Genomic DNA, 8,329 nt, shown 5'->3' with positions numbered 1-8,329 from the left:
CTTCGTCAAAGCCAAAACTCCACCCTTCGCTGCCGTATAGTTAACTTGTCCGATTGTGCCCAGCAGACCGGCTGATGATGTGACATTAATAATCGCCCCGCTCTTTTGTTCCATCATTGGCTTGGCCACGGCGGCGATGCAGTTAAATGTTCCCTTGAGGTTGACATCCACTACCATGTCCCACTGATCATCAGTTATATTCCAGAGCATTCCAGGTTTGCTGACTCCCGCGTTATTGAACAGGATGTTAACCTTGCCCAACTTTTCCAGGGTGCTAGCGACCATCGCATCCACTTGCTCGCGGTTCGCTACGTCAACTTGCATGACTTCCACTTTGACGCCTTCCGCCCTACAGCTCTTAACAACCTCATCTTCTTCACTAATACGGCGGCTTATTAGCATCAAGTCTGCTCCCGCTTGTGCCAAACCTACTGAAATTGCTTCACCGATACCCATTCTCGCCCCGGTAACAATTGCTACCTTTCCTTTAAGTACACCTTTAAAAATCAAAGCTAAACGGCCCCCCTTTTCATAATTTTTAAAAAATGCAAAAATATAACTTGACCTGCTTCCTTTTTATATTTTATCAGGCCCTATGTAACACTAATTGAATTATAAACTTATTATACGCTAATTGCAACTTTGTACTAATATTCACTAAGTATATTAAATATATTTTTTTTCACTTAAAGGCGCAAAAATATCTTTAAATCCAAACAGCAGTTGACTCTTTACGCCTTTAAATTTAAAATATCAAAAGAATCTCAAGCGGTTATGAATTATCTATTCTGTCCATAAAACATACAGTGTATGATAATTGGACAAATTATTTTGAAGGGATTTTTAATAGAACGTCAAATTATTTATAATGAAATATGGCGGAACAGGCTTAATTTTTGGAATCTGCCGCACGGTGGTGATTAGATTAAGCATGGCCGAAAGCAATGTGGAACATCCCGAATTGCTCATGGTATGCAAAATTAATTCCAGCTTCAACAACATTAAAAAAACATGTCCCGCCATAAAGGAAGCTTTAAGCTTTTCTGTCGATTCGTTTGAATTTACGCACGCAGGACTAATTTTGTACATCAACAACAAACAAACCGCTTGCCTGCAAGTTTCCAGAAAAGGTTTGTGTGAGAAACAGCCGGCGACAGGTAATTTTTACAAAAAGTATATGGAACAATTCGGCGCGAGCCACAATCCGGCGGAAAGAATGGCTTCTTTACAGCCTTCTTCTTTCACCACAATCCCTGTCATTCTGCGGGCCTGCGACCCCGCCAGCAAAATGGAAATCGGCGTTTTCAGCGCCTCACCCGCAACAGCGCAAAATTATCTAAACAAAGCTACCTCGCTTGGCATTCATATCATCAATATCATTCAAGATTCTGTTTTCGGCAGGCAAAAAGACCGAAATTTAAGGAAATTGTCCATCTTGCTGGAAACAGTAGGCACCATCAGTTCATCGTTGAATTTAAACCAAATTCTGCATATAGTGTCTCAAATTACTGCCGATCTTTTTCACGCCCGCTGTGCCATTTTCTTATTTAACGAAACCGATCAGACGATTATACCGGCTGTCGGCGTGGGTAGCTTCGATAAAAAACTCAAAAAGAAATTCAGGGCGCAAAAAGGTCTTGCCCCATACCCGGCCTTTATCAAAGCGATGCGTGATCAACAGCCGGTGATGTTGACCCCGGACAATATTGAAAAAGGTTTTCCACCGGAAATTATCAAAAATTTTTCTTACGCGAGAGTGCTCCTGATTCCGCTCATTTCAAAGAACAATATGCTCGGGATTATGCAAGTGGACCGGCCGGCCCAGGATAAGCAGTTCGACCATGAGGAGGTGGCCATATTTTCCGCAATCGCCAAAGAAACTTCGATTGCCATGGAAAATACCAGGCTCGTGGATACCCTGGCCAAAAAAGAAAAGCTGCTGCAGCAGCTTTTGGAAAAATTGATTTGCGCGCAGGAAGACGAGCGTAAAAGAGTCGCGTCGGAGATCCACGACGGGGCCATCCAGGCCTTGCTGGGAATCTGGTACCGGGTCCAGTTGCTCGCCATATCCACCAGCGCCGACGATAACAATAAAAACGAACTATTCAAAATACAAGACTTGCTTGGACAGCAAATTCAGGAAATACGCAGGATAGTTTACAATCTAAGGCCGGTGATGCTCGACACCTACGGGCTCGGCCCCGCGCTCCGGGCGCTTATCCGCACGTTGCAGGAAGAGAGCCAGATAGATTTTGAACTGGTCATGAAAAACCAAAAACAATCGCTGCCGGCTAATTTTGAGTTAACGCTGTACCGCATCGTGCAGGAACTCCTGGCAAACGTAATCAAACATTCTCAGGCCACCAGGGTCCATGTTACCCTGGCTAACGATGAGAATAACACTGTGCTTGTGGTTAAGGACAACGGCATCGGTTTCAACTTAACTCCTCCCAGCCGGGATGACTTGTACGGCCACCTGGGTCTGGCCAATATCCAGGAGCGGCTCACCTTGTTAGGGGGAACCTTTAAAATAGACTCCCAGCTCGGTTGGGGTACGACTGTTACAGTCTACGTACCTACTCCGCTTGCCAACTAAGGGGGTTTTACATTGTCCAATATCAAGCTGCTGATTGTTGATGATCACCCCATGATCCGCGAAGGTCTGGTCGCAATGCTGGGGCCAAGACAGGATATTGATATTATCGGCTGCTGTTCGAACGCTGAAGAAGCGTTGGAATTCGTTACACGCCATGTTCCCGATGTTATTCTTATGGACATAAAAATGCAAAAAATGAATGGCATTGAAGCCACTCGTGAAATTACCTCCCTTGTACCCGGAATAAAAATAATTATGCTTACCATATTTGAAGACGCGGAGTCGGTCAGGCTTTCCCTGCAAGCCGGGGCTACCGGATATATGCTGAAGCAGGCGTCGCAAGAAAAGCTCGTGGAAAGTATTCACCAGGCCTTCCGCGGCGAAATGGTCATTGACCCGTCCTTGATTGATCAACTGGTTAACGACTACGCCCGGATCGCCCAAAGTTCTTTCAACCATTCCAGTTTACCAGCAAGAGATGATAACAAGAATCTTACTCCCAGGGAAGGTGAAATTCTTAAATACCTAAGCCAGGGTTTGTCAAACAAGGAAATATCGGCAAAAACCCACTTGGCTGTGGACACGGTAAAAACCCACCTCCGCAGCATCTACCGCAAGATGGGTGTAAAAAGCCGTTCCCAGGCAATTTCGGAAAATATCAAGCAAAGAAAAAAATTTAATACTTAGGAGTCCCGAGCCGCCCGGCAATCCTCAGGCGATACCTGCTTTAAAGACTGGTGACAGCGGGGCGGCAACGCCAGGTAATAGCCAGTTGCTTCTTCAAGCGATTTCCGCATTTCATCTTTAATGTCCGCCACGGCTTTAGCCGGCGCGCCAACCACCAGCTTGCCGGGCGGTATATTCGTCTTCGCGGTGATCACGGCGCCGGCCCCGATACAACATCCATCCCCGATAGTGGCAAAATCCATAATTACCGCACCCATGCCGACCAGCACATGCTCTCCCAGCCTGGGAGTGTGCAGAATAGCGCTATGACCGATATGGCTTCGGGGACCAAGTATGGCGGTTTCCCCGGGAAGCACATGGATAACGCAATTTTCCTGCACATTAGAGCCGGGACCTATTACGACAGACCCCCAGTCCCCCCGGATTCTTGCCCCCGGACCGATATAGCAGCCTTCTCCAATCGTAACGTCGCCAATGATCGTGGCCTCCGGGTGCACATAGCTACTCTCGTCAACAACAGGCTTTTTTCCCTCAAACTCATAAAACGCCATTTTTTATACCCTCCCTTGATCCATCACTAATCCCCGGACTCACTCGCTCCTTGAATTAGGCCTTAAAATCGCCGTTTATGTATGCCCAAAGGTCGCTTACCCAGGTGAAAGCACCTGCCCGCGGGCTCGCGTACCAGCCGCCGGGCAAGCGCCGTCAACTCAGGTGAGATAACTTAAATAGCCGCCTATTTTTGCATTAATTCCCTGCCTGCTTGAAAAGCTTTGATATTCAGTTCTTTAAATTTAGCCGGAACAAGTTCGGCTATCGTTTTTTCCCACACCTCAACAGGCTCGTCTAAATATATGGAAAGGGCGCCAAGCAAAACCACCCCGCCGAGAGCGGCGTTTCCCAATTCCAGCGCCTTTGCCGCTCCGTCTACCCAGACAACCTTCGCTCCGGTGCCGGCAAGAATACTTTCAATCTCCTTTTCCTCCGGGTATTGGGCCTGTCCGAGGTTGACACTCGGCGGCAAGATCTGGTGGCGGTTGATTATGGCGACCGTATTTGCCGCTGTATAATGGGGCCATCTGGCGGCTTCAAGCATTTCGAACGCCAGCAGGAAATCAGTTTTCCCTTCCTCAATTAGCGGTGAATAAACTTTCTCTCCCCAGCGGACATGACTTTCCACCGCTCCGCCCCGCTGCGACATTCCGTGCACTTCGGATTTTTTAACATCATAACCGCAACGCAGGCCAATTTCGCAGAGTATATCACTGGCCAGGATAGTCCCCTGGCCGCCGACCCCGGCAAACAGGAAGTCGTATTTATTTTTCATGCTGCATACCTCCTCAATTAGGAACCTTAATGGCGCCCTGGTTGCACACACTGGCACAGAAACCGCAGCCGATGCAGAGAGCGGGGTCAATCCTTACCCCGCCGTCCACCTTGGTCATCGGTGAACACGCGATACGGAGGCAGTTGCCGCACTCGTTGCAGGCATCCAGGTCCACTGCCGGAGCCGGTTTCTTTTCCTTGATATTGAGCACACAGGGATATTGTGAAACAATCAGCGAAGGTTCGTCCGAACTCGTATGCTCCCGGATAGTATCCATAACAAGTTTGAAATCATAAGGATTGATCACGTCCACCTTTTTAAATCCAACTGCGCGCGCCAGGGCATCGATACTGACATTGGGCACCTCTTTGCCCATCATCGTCCAGCCGGTGCCGGGGTGCGGCTGGTGACCGGTCATGGCCGTGATCCGGTTGTCAACGACAATGACCGTGCTGTTGCCGCCATTGCTGATCAAATTAATCAGCGGCGCGATACCGCTGTGAAAAAAGGTTGAGTCACCGATAACCGCCGCGGTGCGGTCTTTTACTCCAGCCCGGTCAACGCCATGCACGTTGCCGATGCTGGCGCCCATACAGATGCAGGAATGCATGGAGCCAAGCGGAGGCGCGGCGCCCAGGGTGTAGCACCCGATATCGCCCATTACCGCCACGCGGAGGCGCTGCAAAGCGTAAAATACCGGCCGGTGGGCGCAACCGGGGCAAAGCATCGGCGGCCTTACCGGCAATTGCGAAGTCTGAAATATCGGGGTATCGGCTTCCTTGGGCACAAGCCCCGTGGCTGCCGCGTGCTTTCTAATTCTTCCCTGGCTGAATTCGGCTATGCCGGGAAACACTTCTCTTCCCTTGACCGGAATGCCAAGCAGCCGCACATGCTCTTCGATGAAAGGGTCCAGTTCCTCCACCACGACAACTTGCTTCACCCGCCCCGCGAGATCGCGGATCAACCGCTCGGGCAAGGGGTACACCATCCCCAGTTTTAAAAAGGTCGCTTCCGGAAAAACCTCTTTGGCATACTGGTAGTTCACTCCCGCGGCAATAACACCGATATCGCCGCTGCCCGGCTCAATATAATTGATAGGCGTTGTTTCGGCGTACTCCGCCAGTTTTTTCAGCCTTTCCTCCACTACCAGGCGGCGTTGGCGGGCGTTCATCGGCACCATTACATACTTGGACGCGTTACGCTCGTAAGCGGCCGGCTCCACTGCGACATCAGCCGGCTCATCTTCCAATTCAACGACACACTTGGAATGCGACAGCCTGGTAGTTGACCGCAAAATAACCGGTGTATCGAACATCTCACTTATATCGACGGCGATTTTAACAAAACGCTTGGCTTCTTCAGAATCCGCCGGCTCGAGCATGACTACCTTGGAAGCTTTGGCGTAGTGCCTGTTGTCTTGCTCATTTTGTGAACTGTGCATGCTTGGATCGTCGGCGTTGACGATAACCAGGGCGCCGCTCGTCCCGGTATAGGACACGGTAAACAGGGAATCCGCCGCCACATTTAATCCAACATGTTTCATGGTTACCAGCGCGCGTTTCCCCGCTAAAGCCGCCCCGATCCCCACGTCCATCGCTACTTTCTCATTTGGCGACCATTCCGCGTACGCGCCGGGATAACGCGAATAATTTTCTAAAACCTCGGTACTAGGCGTACCGGGATAACCGGCGCCTACTTTTATCCCAGCCAGGTAGGCGCCATAGGCAAAAGCTTCATTTCCGGACATTATTTTTTTCATCAGACAACCACCTCTACCAAGTATTGATACCACGTTACTATTCAGGCATTCGCAATTCAGCAGTCAGACCCCCATGAAGCTTCGCTTCACCATCAGATGGCTGAAAATGGCAATGATTTATTTAAATCGTATTCTCTCATACCTGCTCTGACTCCTGAGTAATTACTATACACATTTATTCTTAAATAAAGCCATACACCTCATCTTGAGAAGGTGCGAACAACCATGATCAAAAATCAGCTAAAAAACCTGCCGGCTTGCCAAGTGATAGGGGTTTGACCATACGCAACAATGAAAGACCTATCTCCGTTGTTCGCTTTGGCCACCTCCTTCCTGCTTTTGATAATCATACCACCCCGCCCCCGTCCTGCGGCCAAGCCGGCCGGCACGGACCAATTCTACAAATGCCGGGGGAGGATTTCATTTCATGGAAAAAATTGGCGGCATGGCCGCCTATGCGCCTTTATTTTGTCCATCTCTATACTTCTGCCTGGAAAGGCATAATCCTGCCGGGCACATCCTGAACCAAAACCAAATTTGTATCACTTAATACAATTTCATATCCATCCTGCGCCGTAACCCGGCAATCCCCACCCCTCTCTCTTGAATCAGCATCATGTGCTAAAAAAGGACAAAAAAAGAAAAAACCCCTATTCCGGGAATCAGAGTAATTACCGAGCCGTTGCAATTATATCCTCTCAACCGCGCTCAATTCGAATTATGCTCAAGCCGGTCAAAAAACTCAGCAAAAAGTTTCTTGATGTATTCCTCATCAAAATAACGCTCATCCGACATATCCGCTTCAAAAATAACCCCGGGCAACCCGGTGCGGTCACTGATAATCTGGTACTTGTCATATAGACCCAGCGCTTTCGGCTTGCAGCTGCGGTTAGAAAACAAGATAAATCCATCGACCTTGAACTCTTTCATTAAAATGATTTTTTGCTGGAGCCGGTACTCATAACCCCTGTTGATAAACACTTCCGTATAATTTTTCACAAGACTTTCCAGTGGCCTGTTCAGATCAAACCGCCATGCCCATGAGTGGGTATATTGAGAAGCAACCGCCAGCGCTTTTCTTTCCATCAGCAGATTTGAGAACCAGCGCAATCTCGGCCACACCGGGATATGGTCAAAGTAAAGCTTATACCGCTCGTCAGAGATAACGTAAACATTGTTATCCAGCCTTTCTTCCAACTCTTTTTTCAGTTCCTTGTAGTAATCAACAGCCCATTTCGTACCCCTCCAGGCAACGATGGGCGCCAGGTGGTAACAAGCGTCAAAATAGCCGAAAGGAGCGGGCTTTAACGCCGCCATATTAAGAATTTCATTCCACAAGCGGCAGGCTTCGTTAGATAAGGATATAACTTCAGCCAAACGGCTGAAGTTAAACGTATTCCCCGTATAAAGCTCAAGAAAATCCAGTAATTCATGCAATTGTTCAACAATGTACCGCTTGATCAAAGTAGTCGGCGTATTCTCAATAAGAGGCGTGTCAATCAGAAAAAACGGCACCTGATAATACCTGCCTGCCGCTTCGAACCACTTCTGCAAACTGCCGCATTGGGCGTTGGAGCAAAAAACCACGTCCGGCTTCAAGACCTCACCAACCGGACGTTCAACAGAAAAAGCGTTTCCAATCCCGCACCGGGCGTAAGCGCAGAGGTCGGGGAAATAGCCCTTTTCCTCCGCGGCCGCGGATATACGATCGGCGACTTTTTTAGCCGCGATGCGGGCGCCGAAATTTTCCGGGTAATACGGAAATAAGCCGGCGGCATAAATTATTTCCACCGGAAAAGTAGCTGTTACCCAGGCCACAGGGATGCCTTTTTCCTTGGCGGCGACACCCCGCTCATGATACTCGGCCATCATTTGCTTAAATAAGCTGGTTGTCTTGAAAGAAGGACTTACGACCACTTATACCACTCCACCTATACTATCAATAAACGCCTTAATCTGC

8 protein-coding genes are annotated in these 8,329 nt (G+C 48.8%); 3 read left to right on the top strand and 5 right to left on the bottom strand.

Annotation, left to right across the window (positions count from 1 at the left end; translation table 11 throughout):
• A partial coding sequence (locus tag A4E54_RS04840) for an SDR family NAD(P)-dependent oxidoreductase (protein ID WP_286724760.1) occupies positions 1-510 on the bottom strand: 510 nt, incomplete at its 3' end.
• A 421-nt stretch (positions 511-931) separates the two neighbouring features.
• Between A4E54_RS04840 and A4E54_RS04835 the strand changes: the two genes are divergently transcribed.
• Together A4E54_RS04835 and A4E54_RS04830 are read left to right on the top strand one after the other, a co-directional pair.
• Positions 932-2,596, top strand: coding sequence for a GAF domain-containing sensor histidine kinase (locus A4E54_RS04835; RefSeq protein ID WP_286724758.1), 1,665 nt, complete (start codon positions 932-934; stop codon positions 2,594-2,596).
• Positions 2,597-2,608: 12 nt separating this feature from the next.
• Positions 2,609-3,283 (top strand): response regulator, encoded by a 675-nt coding sequence (locus A4E54_RS04830; protein ID WP_240081796.1) that lies wholly within the window; start codon positions 2,609-2,611, stop codon positions 3,281-3,283.
• Here A4E54_RS04830 and A4E54_RS04825 read toward each other — a convergent pair.
• The 3 genes from A4E54_RS04825 to iorA all read right to left on the bottom strand — a co-directional run bounded on the left by A4E54_RS04825 (position 3,280) and on the right by iorA (position 6,369).
• Entirely contained in the window at positions 3,280-3,834 is a 555-nt protein-coding gene (locus A4E54_RS04825) for a gamma carbonic anhydrase family protein (protein WP_240081797.1), read from the bottom strand. The two genes, A4E54_RS04830 and A4E54_RS04825, sit on opposite strands and share 4 nt — an antisense overlap.
• A gap of 185 nt (positions 3,835-4,019) precedes the next feature.
• A complete protein-coding gene (locus A4E54_RS04820; RefSeq protein ID WP_240081798.1) occupies positions 4,020-4,610 on the bottom strand; it encodes an indolepyruvate oxidoreductase subunit beta in 591 nt (196 codons plus the stop codon).
• Positions 4,611-4,623: 13 nt separating this feature from the next.
• A complete protein-coding gene (iorA, locus tag A4E54_RS04815; protein ID WP_286724755.1) occupies positions 4,624-6,369 on the bottom strand; it encodes an indolepyruvate ferredoxin oxidoreductase subunit alpha in 1,746 nt (581 codons plus the stop codon).
• Positions 6,370-6,796: 427 nt separating this feature from the next.
• Here iorA and A4E54_RS04810 point away from each other — a divergent pair, with 427 nt between their 5' ends.
• Complete coding sequence (locus A4E54_RS04810; protein ID WP_286724753.1) at positions 6,797-6,919, top strand: hypothetical protein; 123 nt, start codon at positions 6,797-6,799, stop codon at positions 6,917-6,919.
• Between the two features lie 158 nt (positions 6,920-7,077).
• Here A4E54_RS04810 and A4E54_RS04805 read toward each other — a convergent pair whose 3' ends face one another.
• Positions 7,078-8,286: a 2-hydroxyacyl-CoA dehydratase subunit D gene (locus A4E54_RS04805; protein ID WP_286724751.1), complete on the bottom strand. Its 1,209-nt coding sequence runs from the start codon at positions 8,284-8,286 to the stop codon at positions 7,078-7,080.
• Positions 8,287-8,329: the final 43 nt, after the last annotated feature.

The sequence above is a fragment of the Pelotomaculum sp. PtaB.Bin117 genome (assembly GCF_002067195.1).
GTDB lineage: Bacteria > Bacillota > Desulfotomaculia > Desulfotomaculales > Pelotomaculaceae > Pelotomaculum_D > Pelotomaculum_D terephthalicicum.
This window is presented reverse-complemented; position numbering and strand designations above follow the sequence as displayed.

Bases quoted from the DNA above. Each gene is read 5' to 3' on its own strand.
- A4E54_RS04825 (WP_240081797.1), bottom strand. From the start codon at position 3,834: ATGGCGTTTTATGAGTTTGAGGGAAAAAAGCCTGTTGTTGACGAGAGT.
- A4E54_RS04810 (WP_286724753.1), top strand. From the start codon at position 6,797: ATGGAAAAAATTGGCGGCATGGCCGCCTATGCGCCTTTATTTTGTCCA.
- A4E54_RS04820 (WP_240081798.1), bottom strand. From the start codon at position 4,610: ATGAAAAATAAATACGACTTCCTGTTTGCCGGGGTCGGCGGCCAGGGG.
- iorA (WP_286724755.1), bottom strand. From the start codon at position 6,369: ATGAAAAAAATAATGTCCGGAAATGAAGCTTTTGCCTATGGCGCCTAC.
- A4E54_RS04835 (WP_286724758.1), top strand. From the start codon at position 932: ATGGCCGAAAGCAATGTGGAACATCCCGAATTGCTCATGGTATGCAAA.